Source organism: Vibrio sp. 1F169 (assembly GCF_041439605.1).
GTDB classification, from domain to species: Bacteria; Pseudomonadota; Gammaproteobacteria; order Enterobacterales; family Vibrionaceae; genus Vibrio; species Vibrio tasmaniensis_A.
This window is the reverse complement of the sequence record NZ_JBGOOI010000049.1, coordinates 21,337-36,009: the sequence shown is the minus strand read 5'-3', so window position 1 is coordinate 36,009 and position 14,673 is coordinate 21,337. Positions and strand designations below refer to the sequence as shown.

Genomic DNA, 14,673 nt, shown 5'->3' with positions numbered 1-14,673 from the left:
CATCTGTAGGATCGTTCAACTGATCAGGAAAATGCTTAAATGATCAGTGTTAGCTTCTGTGGCGGGTTTTATTCGTTTATAACTTAATGCATGTTAGATGAGTGCATGTTGGAGCAATGGTTATCATATGAGTAACCGCGCTCCTTTTCTAATTTGATTTTTGACGGGTACTGTTGACCGTCGTAACCCGCGGAACCGCTTCCCATTGAGCTGCATGCCGTTATAGATAACGCTATGAATATTGCTAGAAAAATTTTCATATGAACTCCCAAGTTCTTTTCCTTTATCGCTCCTCCATTACGCAGTTAAAATGGCAAGGGATCATAAGCTTGCTCGAGTTTGCTAAATAAATAACTTAGCCATATTGTGCTTCAAACCAGCTCTCTAGAATTACAACGGCTGATTGATTATCGACGTTACCTTTACTTAGCGCTTTATAGCCGCCCATTTCAAAAAGGTCGGCCCTTGCTTCTGTCGTAGAAAGTCTTTCATCATGCAGTTCAACATCCACACCAAAGCGCCCTTTTAGGCGATTGGCAAACTTCTTCGCCCTTGGTGTAATCGCGGCTAGATCTTTACCATGAAGGTCGGTAGGAAGACCAACCACGATAAGATTCGGCTGCCACTCCTTGATTTGCTTTTCGATGTCATCCCAGTTCGGGATGCCATCTTTCGCCTTAAAGGCTTTTAAAGGGCTGGCTGTGCCTGTGATCTCTTGTCCTATCGCACTGCCGATACTTTTTGTACCGTAGTCAAATGCCATAATTGTTCGTGACATGGGGTTTCCAAATTAATCTGTGTTTGAGAGTTTATATACTGAGTCTGAGTCTGAGTCTGAGTTAGGCGTGACCAGCGTCAGCAGAAAGCTGAGCGGCATTAATACCTAACATCTGCACGGCGACTTTCCAGCGGTCTGAAATTGGCGTATCGAAGATGACCTTTGGATCAGCTTCTACGGTTAACCATGAGTTTTCCGTCAGTTCGGTTTCCAGTTGTCCAGGTTCCCATCCTGCATAACCAAGAGCGACTAGATAATTCATCGGTTCATCTTCTGTACCTAATACCATCAAGATATCTTTTGAGGTTGTCACCGATATTTGATCCGTCATGCTGATACTGGATTGATAGCTGCCTTTAGGTTTGTGCAAAATAAACCCACGGTCTTCTGCGACCGGCCCACCATTCAATACAGGCTTATCAAGACTTGCTTGGTTGGATTTTGGCTGATCAGAATCAACCTCAACTTGTTTAAGCATGCTACCGACAGTGACATCGATAGGGGCGTTGATCATCAAACCCATCGCGCCTTCGTCATTGTGCTCACAAAGGTAAATCACCGAATTTTGAAAGTATGGGTCTTTCATTCCGGGCATAGCAACCAGAAAGTGGTTCGTTAAATTCATAGAGCCTCCTGCCAGTGTGTTCCCAGTAAAGGAAAAAGAGCGGCGTAAAGCCGCTCATTGTTCTTTGCCTAGATATTTCTGTGTTTTCGAATAGCTAAGGCTTTCTTTAGTTTAGGCTATTTAGCGTTAACGCGACGCTCAATTGCATCCATTAATTTACCTGTAACTGAAATATCAAAAGCGGCTTCAATTTCACGGATACAAGTAGGGCTAGTCACGTTAATTTCAGTCAGCTTGTCGCCGATAACATCAAGCCCAACAAAGATTAAGCCTTTCTCTTTCAGTGCAGGAGCAACTGCTCTTGCGATAGCCCAGTCTGTTTCACTTAGAGGACGAGCTTCACCTGTACCGCCAGCAGCAAGGTTACCTCGAGTTTCCCCTTTTGCAGGAATACGCGCTAGACAGTAAGGCATTGGTTCACCGTCAACCACAAGAATACGCTTATCACCATTGCTGATGTCCGGAACAAAGGTTTGTGCCATTGCGTAGTTTTGGCCGTGGTTAGTCAGTGTTTCAATGATCACTGATACGTTAGGGTCGCCTTCCTTCACTCGGAAGATAGACGCGCCGCCCATACCATCAAGTGGTTTTAGAATCACGTCACCGTGCTCTTCTCGGAACGCTTTAATTTTTTCAGCTTTACGAGTCACGATGGTGGTTGGTGTCAGTTCAGGGAACCAAGCCGTGAATAGCTTCTCGTTACAGTCACGTAGGCTTTGTGGTTTGTTGACGATCAGTGCGCCGTTCTCTTCAGCACGCTCAAGAATGTAAGTTGCGTAGATGTACTCAGTATCAAACGGAGGATCTTTACGCATTAGTACCGCATCTAAATCGGATAGCGCGATAGTCTGTTCTGATTTGAACTCGTACCAACCGTTTGGATCTTCTTTTAGTTCAACAACCTTAGTGTCAGCAATGGCTACGCCTTGATCTAAATGTAGATCATCCATTTCCATGTAATGGATTTCGTAACCACGACGCTGAGCTTCAAGCATCATGGCAAAGCTAGAGTCTTTTTTGATGTTAATGGATGAAATTGGATCCATTACGATGCCAAGTTTGATCATTTTTTTCTCCTAGCCTAGATCGCCAAAACGGACTTGTAAGGCAGTAATTGCGGTTAGAGCTGCTGTCTCGGTACGAAGTACACGTGGGCCAAGTAGCGTCTCTTCAAATTTGTATTGTTCTGTCATACCGATTTCTTCAGCTGACAGTCCACCTTCAGGACCGATCAATAGGCGCACCTTACTGATCGGCTCTGGAAGGGTATTGATTGAGTATTTTGCACGAGGATGCAGGTTTAGTTTTAACGCTTCGCTCGGTTCGCTGCACCACTCTTCAAGTTGCATGATTGGGCGAATAACTGGAACCGTATTACGGCCAGATTGTTCACATGCTGCGATAGCAATCTTTTGCCACTGTGCGAGCTTTTTCTCGAAGCGTTTAGTATCAAGCTTAACGCCACAGCGCTCTGAAATAAGAGGGGTAATGGTGTTCACACCAAGCTCAACCGATTTCTGAATCGTGAATTCCATTTTGTCGCCACGTGAAATCACTTGGCCTAAATGTAAGTCTAACGGAGATTCGCTGCTGCGCTCGATACGTTCAGTAACATTAACTGTGACGTTCTTTTTTGATACTTCAGCAATTGTCGCAGGGAATTCAGCGCCACTGCCATCAAATAGAAGAACATCTTGACCTTCTTTCATACGAAGGACTCGACCAACATGACCCGCGGCATCTTCGTCTAAAGCGAGTGAACCTAACTGATGAATGCGTTCTGGGTGATGGATGCGAGGGATTCTCATGCTGGTAAACCTATAAATATGTTCATTTGGGTATTTTGTCTCTGCCTAACATGGATGCTTTTAGTTGAAAAAACAAGGGTAGCGCAAGAGTTTCAGGGGCAATTCTGAAACTCTTGTTTGAGATGGAGGCAATTGGAGATGTTGGTTGCCTGAGTCGTGTTATTTACAAGCAGGAAAAACAAACGGGTTGTGATTACCTTGGATCGCATAGATTCGCTCATCACGCGTACATTCCCACTTATCGACAGGGAATTGCTTGTTCCACGCCATCATCAGGTTAGTCTGCTGCTTAGAGAGCTTGAAGCCATACTCTTGACTCATGTAAAGATAAGTTCGCGCGATAGAGCCTTTTGCTCGGTCTGGCGGCATCACTTTGCGCTGCTTGAAGTTGACCTGCATTTCACATTGACCATAGCTAACGCCATCCATTCCATTCCACTGGCTGAAGTTGTAATTAGAGCGATCACCGTTAACCTCGCCAATGGTCGGAGTCAGATTATGAAGATCGGCTTCCATCGATTTGAATATTTTGTCATTGCGAGTACAGTTTTTACGTCCGCCATCTTGCCAGCACTGACGCTGGTGGCCAAATTGCCAAGCTGGAACTACGTGTTCCCACTCAATACGGGAAGCGCGTTTTTGCTGTTTTCTGACTTGATAACCACAGCCGTCGAGGTCGGGGATACCTTTCTTTTTGTCTTTCCAAGTGATGTCACAACCACAATAAAATGAAGTCGGGTGATCGAGATAAATCTTCACAGCTTCTTTTTTTGCTTTGGAGAAGGAGCTTGGTGGAGCGGCGAAAACGCTTTGGGTTACCAGTAGGCCAAATACTATTGATAGGTAAAAGGAAACCGATAGGCCAAATACTTTTGGATTGTTTTTTTGCATAGAGAAAGACTGATGAAAGTATGATAAACAACAGTCTAGCACTCAAATGTTAGTTCTCTCTATTACATTTATTCGCGTTACCTTGTGAGCTTAAGACTTAGCTCAATTGAAGGCCGGTAAAAGCTAAGGTTTGCTGGCATTGTTGGCAACGATACGTTGATTGGTTGCGGATGACTTTGTTGTGTCGTCTTATCGATAGGGGATAAGTGGTGCAATCACAGCGATACTCAAAAGTTTTGCCCTGCACTGAGGTGATTTCCAAGCTGTGGGTCGTTTTGGCCGGTACATTGAATACCTTTTCCATCACGTATTTCCACTCATTGCCGTGAGGCCTAACTCGTCCGAAGACCTGATGTGTGATCAGATGCGCGAGTTCATGAGGCACGACTTCGTTAATAAAGGCGTCTTCATTTTCGCTGAATAGCACTTGGTTGAGTTTTATCTCGTTTAACTGGAGGTAGGCTTTTCCCGCTGCCTTTCCTCTTAACTTGTAAGTGACAGTTGGGCATGGAAATTCACGAGAAAAATGTTGATTAGCGATAGCTAGGCATTCGCCCAGTTTTTTATTTACTCGATGTTGTTGCGGGGTGTAAGACAAGCGTTGTTAACTCCAAAAAAAGCCTCAGCGTTTAAGCTAAGGCCTCATCATAACATTGCTCATCGATCGTGAAACGATTTAAACGTGATGTTTCTTTTTGATGACTTCGTGGTAAGCATGCCATGTTCCGTAACCAAGTAATGGCATCGTTACAATCATCCCCACACCGTAGGTCGCGAAGCCGACTAAGATACCAGTACCAATGATACCAGCCCAAACGACCATCGCAGGGATGTTTGATTTAACAGCGTTGAAGCTAGTAAAAATCGCACTCATTACATCTACACGTCTCTCCATCATTAGTGGAATTGAAAATGCTGAGATACTAAATATCAGGCTAGCGATAACAAAACCAATTACAGACCCTGTAATTAAGAAGGGAGCAAATTCGGTCAATGGTGCCCCTTGTACTGAAGGGTAAAGTGCGTGCAATAATGCAGCGATACGCATCCAGAATATCATCGCAACCATTAATACAATCGCAAACGCCCATTGGTGGGTTGAGTTGCGTGTGATGGCTTTCATCGAGTGCAGTAGGCTAGCGTTGTGCCCCTTTTCTCTTTCCCAGGCTGCGTCATATAAGCCTAGGGCAAGAAACGGCCCTATTAGCATGTACACAATCAAGCTTGGCATAACGACTAAATGTGTTCCTTGCCATTGGACAAGTTGAACAATGGCGATGGCCGCACCCATAAAGCACAAACCGTAAAATGCGCTGATTAATGGCATTCTCACTAAGTCGTGCAGAGCAAGCGACAACCAATGAAAGGGCGCTGAAATGCTCACCTGATTACATGGTATTGTACGAGCGTATTCTGAGTCTTTGATTTCTTTTTGTTTATCGTCGAAGTCTTGTGTATTCAATGTACGAGGCATAGATCCTCCTTGATCGGTTTTCTACCTGCGCTGCAGTTAAATTGCAGCGAACGAAACTCGATGCCCGACTTGGCGACGTCTTTGATGTAAGCGCGCATCAGCTAAATAGTTCACGAAACAAAGTCTGATCTTGATTTGTTCGTTAACATTATTTTAACTATTGACCGTGAAGCGGCAAATATCAACTTTTGACAGGCTGTTATTAGGGCGTGTTGACCTTTTGTGGTTAAATTTTGTTCGAGATAAAAGCGTTTTAATCGCGGCGAGGGGGAAGTAGCCTAGTCATTCTAAGCAAATCTCCCTCAACAAAGAGTAAAACGCTTTTAGCCGAACCCTTCGGGCAGCGTTTGCTGGTCATTTCTACTACGTTATCGGCTTCTCATGTAGGCTAGCTACACATCAAAGTCTCTGCCTTGTATAAATACCCAGCAACTCGCTGCAAAAATCAGCTCGAAAGATCAACACGCCCTATTGAAAGCGTTCAAGGCGCATTTTTTCACCCATACTTAATAAAGCGCTCCTTTGAATATTTTCGCTACCAAATCAGGGTTGTACGGGAAGTACAAATGTGCATAAGAAGCGATGGTGCTTTGTTTTATCCAAACAGGATCGGTTGGCCTACCATATTGAGATTCAGGCTGAGTTAGCACGGTTTCTTTACTGTCTGTTTTTGAATAATGGAAAGTATGACCACGCAGCATTTGACCATCGAAATTAGCTTCTAGGATCCCTAGCGCGGCTAGCTTCTTCTGCATAGTCGCTTTGGCATTTAACGCTCCAACCATGTTTTCTGTTTGGCTTTCTGTATCAGTCAATGCTTTGTTGAGGTATAGCATGCCACCACATTCGGCTAGGCAAGGTTTTCCTTGTTCAATGTGTGTGATGATTTGCTGTTTTAACGCATGATTGAGCGCTAGCTTATCCATATGTAATTCAGGATAACCTCCTGGTAAATACAAAGCGTCACACACTGGTAAATCATCATGTGCAAGCGGTGAGAAAAATGACAGTTTTGCCCCCAATTCGATCAACAAATCAAGGTTGGCTTGATACAAGAAAGCAAAGCTATTATCACGAGCTACTGCAATTGTATGACCAGTCAATGATTCATGTCTGGCTGGTAGTGCTTGCTTTGGTTTTTCAAATGCTTGTGCTGTTGGTAATGGGATATCACCATGTTCTAGTAGTAGCTTGGCTGCGTGATTAAGTCGCTCCTCTATGTCATCTAACTCTTGTGCTTGTACTAAACCTAAGTGGCGTTCTGGCAGCGACAAATCCATGTCTTTTGGTAACCAACCACAAAACTCGGTTTCAGGTTTTAGGCTTTCTTTTAGCATTTCAGCGTGACGTTCAGAACCTACGCGGTTTGCAACTACACCAAATACATCCACGTCATCACGGAATGTCGATAAGCCATTTACAATGGCTCCAAAGGTTTGTGCCATTGCGCCAGCATCTACCACGGCCAACATCGGAAGGTTAAATTTGGCCGCAATATCAGCACTTGAGCATTTGCCATCAAACATACCCATTACGCCTTCAATTAGAATCACATCCGCTTCTAGGGCTGCTTGGTAAATTAAGTGTTGGCATTCCGCTTCACCACACATCCACAAATCCAATTGGTAAGTGGGTGTATCTGATGCAATAGATAGAAATTGTGGATCAATAAAATCAGGCCCAGTTTTGAATACTCGAACTTTCTTTCCTTGTTGAACCAAAGCTCTTGCTAGAGCGGCGACCACGGTTGTTTTTCCGCTTCCAGAAGAAGGTGCGCCTACCACTAGGGCAGAACAGTAAGCTGTAGACATAATTATTCCTTGAGTTGTTCGAGTGCGCGAGTGAGCGCTTGCCATTGTGATTCGTTGGCGGGTAACCCGAAACGAAGTGCATCGTTTTCATCACAATGACGAGTAAAAACCCCTAACTTGGCGAGCTGATGGTGCCATGATACCGAATCTGAAATTTCAACTCGGTGAAAGAGTATCTGTGATGTTATTTTTACCGAGCCCGCCATTTGGCCAAAATGTAGTTGTAAGATTTGGTTCATACGCTGAGCCTCTTCATGTAGGCGTTGGCGGTTTTTCTTTTGCCAATTGGAGTTGAGTAAGGCATGTGTGGTGACATAGCGAGTTGGGCCACTGAGTGTCCAAGGTCCAAGGTGTTGTTTAAGAATATTTAAACGCAATGGCGAGGCAAAACAAAAGCCTGCGCGAATCCCTGCCAGCCCAAAAAATTTACCCACTGATCGCAGGACTATTAGATTGTCAGGTACTCCTGTTGGGAAACTTGGTAACACTGAAAGCTCAGGAGTACAGTCTACAAACGCTTCATCAATCACGAGCGTTGAATGATCTTGGATATGATCTAGCCAAGTCAGTACTTCACTTGGTGGCACATTCAGTGCGGTTGGATTATTGGGATTAATCACTACGACCACGTCTGCCGTTTTCAGCTGTTCGATTGTCGGTTTGTGTAGGTAAAAGTCGAATATGACGGCTTGTATGCTTTGTTCTGCGTACTGCTGCCACGCATGTCGATGTTCTTTGTAACCCGTATGAGGCAATAGGATGTACGTCAATGTTGGCTGTGTCTTTGCAATCATATGAGGTAGCGATTGAATGGCTGCCTGACTGCCAGCTACGGGTAACAAGGCATCACTTTGATAGTAGGTTTGCGCGGCTGTGATTAAGCCATCATCGTCTTCTGGTAGCCGATTCCATACCGATGCAGGGATTTCAGGTATAGGGTAGTGGTGCGGGCTTACTCCAGTTGAAAGGTCGACCCATTGTTCGATTGGCCTTTGATAGCGCAATGAAAACTCGATTAACTTACCACCGTGATGCGGAAGTTCGTTTGAGGTTGAGTGTTGTTTAATCGTCATTAGCGTACTTAAAGTAAAGAGTTAAAATAGACATGAAATCAAAATAAACAAAGAGTTAAAAGAGAAAGCAGTAGCATTACGATGGCCCAAAGCACACTGGTTTTTTGGACCAAAGATATGGCTCGTGGAATATCTTCTAAAGTCGCAATATTACCTTTTCCCATCGGACGTTTTTTCACAAGTTTTCCGTGGTAATAAGTATCGCCACCTATGATGATTTGTAGTGCGCCGGCACCTGATGTCATTACGGGGCCACCGTTTGGACTCGAGCAATGTTTAGCTTGTTCTTTCCAGCATTTCAGAGCCAACTTAGTGTTGCCTAAAAGGCTGTAGCTAAGTGCGGTTAAGCGCGCAGGTGCCCAGCCCATCACATCATCTACTTTTGCTGCCACATAGCCAAATTCTAGCCAGCGTTCATTTTTGTAGCCCCACATCGCATCAAGTGTGTTCACTAATCGGAACAGTAATGCCCCTGGAGCCCCAAGCAGTGCAAACCAAAATAGAGTGCCGAAGATCGCATCGTTACCATTCTCTAATACCGACTCAATCGTCGATGACGTGATCTGGCGTTGATCCATGGTTTCAGTATTACGGCTAACGATCCAACCAACTTTCTCTCGCGCTAAATCAAGATCACCTTGGCTCAGCGGCTGGTGGATCCACTGGGCGTGCTCAAGCAGGCTACGTTGACCTATCGCGATATACAGAACCACGATATTAAATAGCCAAAAGCCTAATGTGTTCCCCATGCTTAGTAGCGTATGTTGTAGCCAAAAGCTGAGTAAGCACAATGGAACAGTCGCAGCTATCCATGCGATCAAACCTGAGAATTTAGTGGCTCGGTTTAACAGCTTCTCGATTTTCTCAACCGCATAGCCAAAACCGATCAAAGGGTGAAATCGTTTAGGCTCACCTAGTAAGTGATCAAGCATCAAAGCTGCGATCATCATTAGCGCGATCGCTAAACTTGAATAACCAAAATTTAAATCAAAAAAGATCATCATATCTGCCAAATAATGCTGCTAACTGGATAGTGAAAATGAATAAACGCATAAACCAATCAACAGCTAATGAGCGAGGTTAGTCTGCGCTCTTATCGTCTTCCAATGTTCCACTTTCAGCTACACCCTCTTCAACGACACGTGCTTTTCGGCAAGCGTGTGAGAAGGTCGGATCGTAGAGTTTAGAGTCAACAAAATCATTGTCGCCTAGCACTTTACTGACGATGATCATCGCGGTGGAGCGAATCCCTTCATCATGCATAACTTGGGCGATCGTACCCAATGTAGCACGGAATATTCTCTGTTCAGGGTGACTGGCTTTTTCAACGACAGCCACTGGCCAATCTTGCGGGTAAACATCTGATAATTCACGAACCACTTTACGAATTAATGTTGCGCTAAGAAATAAACACAGTGTTGCTTCGTGAGAGGCAAGGGCGCGTAGATTCTCTTTTTCAGGAACAGGCGTTCGACCTGATGCTCGGCTAAGAATAATGGTCTGGCACTTTTCAGGTAGCGTCAGTTCTTGGCCAAGAGCTGCGGCACTCGCTTGGAAAGAGGAGACGCCCGGAACCACTTTCCAATCAATGCCAAGTTCGTTCAAGCGACGTGTTTGTTCTGCAAGCGACGAGTAAATTGAAAGATCGCCAGTTTGAACGCGTGCAACGTTTTGACCTTTTTCGTGTGCGGTTAGGTACACATTGGTTAGATCATCAAGATCCATGTCAGCGGAGTTATAGACCAGTGCATCAGGGTGAGCGCGATCGATGACGGCTTTTGGCACTAAACTGCCTGCGTAAACAATCACAGGGCACTCTTCAACTAAGCGCGCGCCTTTCACTGTGATTAAATCTGGGTCACCCGGCCCTGCGCCGATAAAAAATACCGTCATACTAGTTTGCCTCTTCCGTCACTGATTCTGGTTTAGGTTCAACTTTTAATGAATGGCCACGTTTTTGACCTTCTAGTACCTTGCCGTCTTTCAGTTGATATTTATTGGTGTAGCCACGCGGTGTTACGATCCAATCACCAAATCGGTAGCTGTTGCTGTTACCTATCACGACCGCGGCGTTCATACCAAATTCCACTTTGGTAAATTCAGCCAGTGTTGTCAGTGTGACTTTTTGCTCATCACGATACGCAGCATTCACGATAGCAACGGGAGTATTTGGGTCACGATGTTCCAAAAGGATTTCACGTGCAGTTTCAATGTGCTGAGTTCTCTTTTTAGAGCGAGGGTTGTAGAAGGTAATCGCAAAATCAGCCATTGCCGCGGCTTCAATCCGCTTGGTAATCACTTCCCAAGGCGTTAATAAGTCAGACAGAGAAATGGTACAACTATCGTGACCAAGAGGTGCACCAACTAAAGAAGCACAGGCGTTAGCCGCGGTGATGCCCGGAATAATATCCAGTTCAACTTGTGCGTTTAATTCTGCGTTTTGCTCCAATAATTCAAGCACTAAAGGCGCCATCGCGTACATGCCAGAATCCCCAGAACATACCAATACGACTTCTCGACCTTTTGCTGCTTCTTCTACTGCGGCTTGAGCGCGGTCCCATTCGCGAGTCATACCACTTTGAATGACTTCTTGAGTGTCGATTAGTGTGCTGATTGATTCTACATACGGCTTGTAGCCTGCAACGACATCTGCATTCTTTACCGCTTGTTGCGCTGCGGGTGTGACTAGGTCTATTGCGCCAGGCCCTAAGCCTACCAGTGTTAGTTTTGCCATGATTATTTCTCTTCCTCTGGTGCACCTAAACGAATTAAGCCTTCTTTAATTTGCTTATCGATAATCTGTAACAGTTCTGGCATATCGAGCATGCAGAACTTGTCACCTTGGATTGGCTCTGCCACTTGAACGTCAGCGTCTTCTGCCAGCATCTCATTAATTTCTTTAAGATCGTTGATGAAGTGGTTACCCGATACAAGCAGTAGTGGAACTAGATTAAGAAGCGGTCGGCCTTGGCCTGTATATTGCTCTTTAATGCGGCGAACCATTTCATTTTTCACTAACTTAAATGGCCATGCGCCTTCGAGCGAGCAAGCGAAGTTGCGTTGCGATAATTTGCCGAGTAGATCATCACAGTAATGGATCGATTGGTGACCTGGGTTATCTAGCATAGGCGCACCGTGGTGAACGAACACGTTGAAATGATCTTGTGGAGCAAAACGATCATGGAGAGCCGAAAGCAAATTGGTCGTTAATTGGCTGTGATGCATGATCGCTGGTGTTTGTTCAATGCGCGCCAATGAGAATTGCTTGAAGCCATCAACTATTGATGTCATGTAGCGATGTTCATCGGTAGGGAATAGGTACACTGAAACAATCAAAATGCGTTCGTAACCTTGAGTGTCTAGATCGGCGAGTACCTGAGGTAGGCTGAAACATGGCGTGTCTTTACGAGCCAGCTTCTTGATCACCATCTTTGAGCTGGTGGCGATACGCACTGGCACATCTGGGTAACTTTGACGTACGCGCTCTGCTAGAGTTTCATAACGTTGTTGTTCTACAACGCTACCAAAGCAGCTCAGTACAATGGCTGTGCCTTGGTTATAATGACGAAGTCGTTTCATAATTGTCGCTGTCCTTATCAAATCTATATCACAAGATAAACGGGTTATCTCATGTTGGTAATGAGGTTAAAGTGAGCTTTGAAATATCATGTTCATAGCTTGCAAAGTATTTGGCCTACTATGTTCCTAAAGCTCAGTGATACCTAAAGTTCTGTGCTTCTTAAAACTAAGCGGTTTCTAAAGCTCAGTAGTGCCGTCTGCATTTTCAATTGGTGCGATAAACTTAGGATCTAAATAAGCTTTTAATGATTTCCGCTCGACTAGATTTGTGAACAAATCTTTCCAGTCTTGCTCGGTAAATTCTTCGATACCTCGAATCCAAAGCCCGTTGTTAACAGGTGTTTCATGTTCTAGTAAACGTTCGTAAATCACCATTGCAGCGCGGTTTCTGCAGGTGCCCGCACAGTGTGTACGGCTTATCTTGATGCGCTGTTCACCGTCGGAAAAATTGAGCGCTTTAAGTACCTGTCTAAGATCGTGTGCAAGGTTTTTACTGCCTTCTTTCGCGCAGCGGCCACCTTCACATAGCAATACGTGATGGCGGTGGTAGAGCATCGGGCGGTTTAAATCGACATGCTTAGGCTTACACTGAAAACCATCTACCACTTCATTACCGTGAAGGTTGATTTTGACGTTTTCATCTAGCCAGTTTTTCCACTTCTTCTTGGCGAGGGGTTCATCGTATTCGATGCGAGTACAAGATAAAGTCATGTTGAAACCGTCTTGTTTGAACTTCCACTTAGGAACCAATAGTTGATCTCGCTTAGCGTGCTTTAGCGCGGCCGCTTCAGAAACCGATGATACTCCCGTAATTTTTTTTACGTATTCTGATGGGTTTTCAATCCCTTCAACGCCGTCGAGTTGCTCGGCTGAATAAGTGTGGAAAGGAATTTGTCTTTCAGACGAGAGTTCTAAAATACCTTTTTCATCCGCTTTTAAAGCGATACTGGCGAAAGCTGAAACACTGGCTTTTGCTAGGTTATATTCAGTCAGGAAAACATTGATACCTGCTTTCAATACATGGAAAGGAGTATTGCGGTCACAGCCTATTCCAAGCACAAGCGATTTTGGTCGCCACAGTACGGTTTTATTTTTAAAGTCGGCGTAACCTTTTGGTTGTGCTTCATCTGAAATCAGAACTAAACCATCCCAATCATCAGTACTGATTTGAGAAAGGTCTGTATCGCTTAGTGCTGGGTGGGTAATGATGTGTCTTGGCATGGAACGTTTGTTCTGCCACCAGTTCTGTTCGCCAGCGTGCTGCACGATTAGAATGCGTTTTTCATTTACAACTGCTGCGCTGGTGGTGGTGATCGCGGGTTCGCATTGTGGATCAAGTGTCCAACCAAATGGCGAACCGAGCATATCAACCGACAAACTGCCGGCAGCGTCAGAAGCGGTGGTGATTACAGGAGTCGCGTTGAGTGCTTGTGAGACTTGTAACGCGATCCCATTTGCGCCACCGCGATGACCAGATAGCATAGGGATCACGAATTGGCCGTGATCGTCAATGCAGATCACGCCGGGGTCGGTGCGTTTGTCTTCTAGCAAAGGGCCGATCATTCGGCTGACAATGCCCGCAGCAAAAAAGCAGATATGGTGATCATATTGCTTAAATTGAGGAGGAAGAAAACCAGAAAGCGGCAGCGTTAACTCATCGGCTTCTGGGTATTCTTCTTGTCCAACTGGTGCAATAAAGACATCAGCAAACGGAAACGTTTTAGCTAAGCGTTTGGCTTGCCTTGCTCCGTGTAGCGTGATGGCATAAATAGCGATTTTCATTACGCTTTACCGCTATTAGTTTTATCGATGCCATCTTTACCACTATCAGCTTTACCACCATCAAGAACGGCACATTTCTTTGATTCATTAGTACCACGTAGTACGCCACGACGAGCGCGAACTGAAAGCTGAACCATAGAGAAGTAGCGGTTTTCATTCGGTACATCGCGTAGATCAGAGTAAAGCTCTTGTTTCTCTGTGGTGGCATGCGACACGTAGGTTGCACAATCCAACATGTCCATCGACTCTAGTTGAGTGATCAGCTTAGGGATAACGCGACCTGCTTTGATTAACATGATGGTGTCAAAATCTTCGACTAGCTTTTCTAAACACTCGATACCCCATGTCGCAGGTACAACACAAAAACGCTCCTGACCGTCAGCAAGTGGAATTTTTGTTTGTGATGGAATAGCGGTAACTGAAGTGATACCCGGAATGATCACCGGATCAAGTTCAGGAAGTAGCTCTGTCAGTTCTTCTTGGATGTATGCCCATGTGCTGTAAACCGATGGATCACCTTCGGTTGCAAATGCCACGTCTTTACCTTGCTTTAATAGTTCAACAATTGTGACGGCGGCTTTACGCCATGCAGGAACGTTGATGCTTGGGTCACGCGTCATTGGGAAATGCAAAAATAGGTATTCGCCTTTCATGCTTTCAGGGCTAACAGAACCCGCTGCAATTTGTTGAGCAAAAGAGTGGTTACTGCCCGCGTCTTTTTCTGGAAACGCGACAATGTCGACGGTGCTGAGTAGTCGGTGAGCTTTAAGTGTTAATAATTCTGGGTCTCCAGTGCCGACACCAATTGCGTACATAGTTCCTAATTTCATCTGTGCTTTCTCTAATTTTGTT

The 14,673-nt window shown here is 45.0% G+C and carries 15 protein-coding genes; all 15 read right to left on the bottom strand.

Annotated elements, in window-relative coordinates:
- Positions 1-355: 355 nt before the first annotated feature.
- Complete coding sequence (gene ruvX / locus ACED53_RS16705; RefSeq protein WP_009847698.1) at positions 356-778, bottom strand: Holliday junction resolvase RuvX; 423 nt, start codon at positions 776-778, stop codon at positions 356-358.
- 61 nt (positions 779-839) lie between these two features.
- On the bottom strand, positions 840-1,403 hold the full coding sequence (locus tag ACED53_RS16700) for a YqgE/AlgH family protein (RefSeq protein ID WP_004735481.1): 564 nt from the start codon (positions 1,401-1,403) through the stop codon (positions 840-842).
- 116 nt (positions 1,404-1,519) lie between these two features.
- Positions 1,520-2,470 carry a glutathione synthase gene (gene gshB, locus ACED53_RS16695; protein WP_004735482.1) on the bottom strand — a complete coding sequence of 317 codons (951 nt, stop codon included), beginning with the start codon at positions 2,468-2,470 and terminating at the stop codon, positions 1,520-1,522.
- Between the two features lie 9 nt (positions 2,471-2,479).
- The gene (gene rsmE, locus ACED53_RS16690; RefSeq protein WP_017091302.1) at positions 2,480-3,211 is read right to left on the bottom strand and encodes a 16S rRNA (uracil(1498)-N(3))-methyltransferase; all 732 of its coding nucleotides are present in this window, start codon (positions 3,209-3,211) and stop codon (positions 2,480-2,482) included.
- Positions 3,212-3,370: 159 nt separating this feature from the next.
- Positions 3,371-4,102 (bottom strand): endonuclease, encoded by a 732-nt coding sequence (locus tag ACED53_RS16685; RefSeq protein ID WP_017101441.1) that lies wholly within the window; start codon positions 4,100-4,102, stop codon positions 3,371-3,373.
- 97 nt (positions 4,103-4,199) lie between these two features.
- Positions 4,200-4,700 (bottom strand): SprT family zinc-dependent metalloprotease, encoded by a 501-nt coding sequence (locus ACED53_RS16680; protein WP_017097525.1) that lies wholly within the window; start codon positions 4,698-4,700, stop codon positions 4,200-4,202.
- Between the two features lie 78 nt (positions 4,701-4,778).
- A complete protein-coding gene (locus ACED53_RS16675; protein WP_009847692.1) occupies positions 4,779-5,576 on the bottom strand; it encodes a DUF2189 domain-containing protein in 798 nt (265 codons plus the stop codon).
- Between the two features lie 506 nt (positions 5,577-6,082).
- Entirely contained in the window at positions 6,083-7,387 is a 1,305-nt protein-coding gene (locus ACED53_RS16670) for a cobyrinate a,c-diamide synthase (RefSeq protein WP_017100733.1), read from the bottom strand.
- 2 nt (positions 7,388-7,389) lie between these two features.
- Entirely contained in the window at positions 7,390-8,460 is a 1,071-nt protein-coding gene (locus tag ACED53_RS16665; RefSeq protein WP_017097269.1) for a threonine-phosphate decarboxylase, read from the bottom strand.
- A 38-nt stretch (positions 8,461-8,498) separates the two neighbouring features.
- On the bottom strand, positions 8,499-9,464 hold the full coding sequence (gene cbiB / locus ACED53_RS16660; protein ID WP_012604821.1) for an adenosylcobinamide-phosphate synthase CbiB: 966 nt from the start codon (positions 9,462-9,464) through the stop codon (positions 8,499-8,501).
- 76 nt (positions 9,465-9,540) lie between these two features.
- Positions 9,541-10,353 (bottom strand): precorrin-4 C(11)-methyltransferase, encoded by an 813-nt coding sequence (cobM, locus tag ACED53_RS16655; RefSeq protein ID WP_017097271.1) that lies wholly within the window; start codon positions 10,351-10,353, stop codon positions 9,541-9,543.
- A gap of 1 nt (position 10,354) precedes the next feature.
- A complete protein-coding gene (gene cobJ, locus ACED53_RS16650) occupies positions 10,355-11,194 on the bottom strand; it encodes a precorrin-3B C(17)-methyltransferase (RefSeq protein ID WP_017097272.1) in 840 nt (279 codons plus the stop codon).
- A gap of 2 nt (positions 11,195-11,196) precedes the next feature.
- On the bottom strand, positions 11,197-12,039 hold the full coding sequence (locus ACED53_RS16645) for a sirohydrochlorin cobaltochelatase (RefSeq protein ID WP_017097273.1): 843 nt from the start codon (positions 12,037-12,039) through the stop codon (positions 11,197-11,199).
- A gap of 177 nt (positions 12,040-12,216) precedes the next feature.
- Positions 12,217-13,821, bottom strand: coding sequence for a cobalamin biosynthesis protein (locus tag ACED53_RS16640; protein ID WP_102580065.1), 1,605 nt, complete (start codon positions 13,819-13,821; stop codon positions 12,217-12,219).
- Positions 13,821-14,651: a precorrin-2 C(20)-methyltransferase gene (gene cobI, locus ACED53_RS16635; protein ID WP_017100735.1), complete on the bottom strand. Its 831-nt coding sequence runs from the start codon at positions 14,649-14,651 to the stop codon at positions 13,821-13,823. The genes ACED53_RS16640 and cobI overlap by 1 nt, the downstream gene beginning before the upstream one ends.
- Positions 14,652-14,673: the final 22 nt, after the last annotated feature.

Coding starts and splice junctions, on each gene's coding strand:
- ruvX (WP_009847698.1), bottom strand. CDS start 778: ATGTCACGAACAATTATGGCATTTGACTACGGTACAAAAAGTATCGGC.
- ACED53_RS16700 (WP_004735481.1), bottom strand. CDS start 1,403: ATGAATTTAACGAACCACTTTCTGGTTGCTATGCCCGGAATGAAAGAC.
- gshB (WP_004735482.1), bottom strand. CDS start 2,470: ATGATCAAACTTGGCATCGTAATGGATCCAATTTCATCCATTAACATC.
- rsmE (WP_017091302.1), bottom strand. CDS start 3,211: ATGAGAATCCCTCGCATCCATCACCCAGAACGCATTCATCAGTTAGGT.
- ACED53_RS16685 (WP_017101441.1), bottom strand. CDS start 4,102: ATGCAAAAAAACAATCCAAAAGTATTTGGCCTATCGGTTTCCTTTTAC.
- ACED53_RS16675 (WP_009847692.1), bottom strand. CDS start 5,576: ATGCCTCGTACATTGAATACACAAGACTTCGACGATAAACAAAAAGAA.
- ACED53_RS16670 (WP_017100733.1), bottom strand. CDS start 7,387: ATGTCTACAGCTTACTGTTCTGCCCTAGTGGTAGGCGCACCTTCTTCT.
- ACED53_RS16665 (WP_017097269.1), bottom strand. CDS start 8,460: ATGACGATTAAACAACACTCAACCTCAAACGAACTTCCGCATCACGGT.
- cbiB (WP_012604821.1), bottom strand. CDS start 9,464: ATGATGATCTTTTTTGATTTAAATTTTGGTTATTCAAGTTTAGCGATC.
- cobM (WP_017097271.1), bottom strand. CDS start 10,353: ATGACGGTATTTTTTATCGGCGCAGGGCCGGGTGACCCAGATTTAATC.
- cobJ (WP_017097272.1), bottom strand. CDS start 11,194: ATGGCAAAACTAACACTGGTAGGCTTAGGGCCTGGCGCAATAGACCTA.
- ACED53_RS16645 (WP_017097273.1), bottom strand. CDS start 12,039: ATGAAACGACTTCGTCATTATAACCAAGGCACAGCCATTGTACTGAGC.
- ACED53_RS16640 (WP_102580065.1), bottom strand. CDS start 13,821: ATGAAAATCGCTATTTATGCCATCACGCTACACGGAGCAAGGCAAGCC.
- cobI (WP_017100735.1), bottom strand. CDS start 14,651: ATGAAATTAGGAACTATGTACGCAATTGGTGTCGGCACTGGAGACCCA.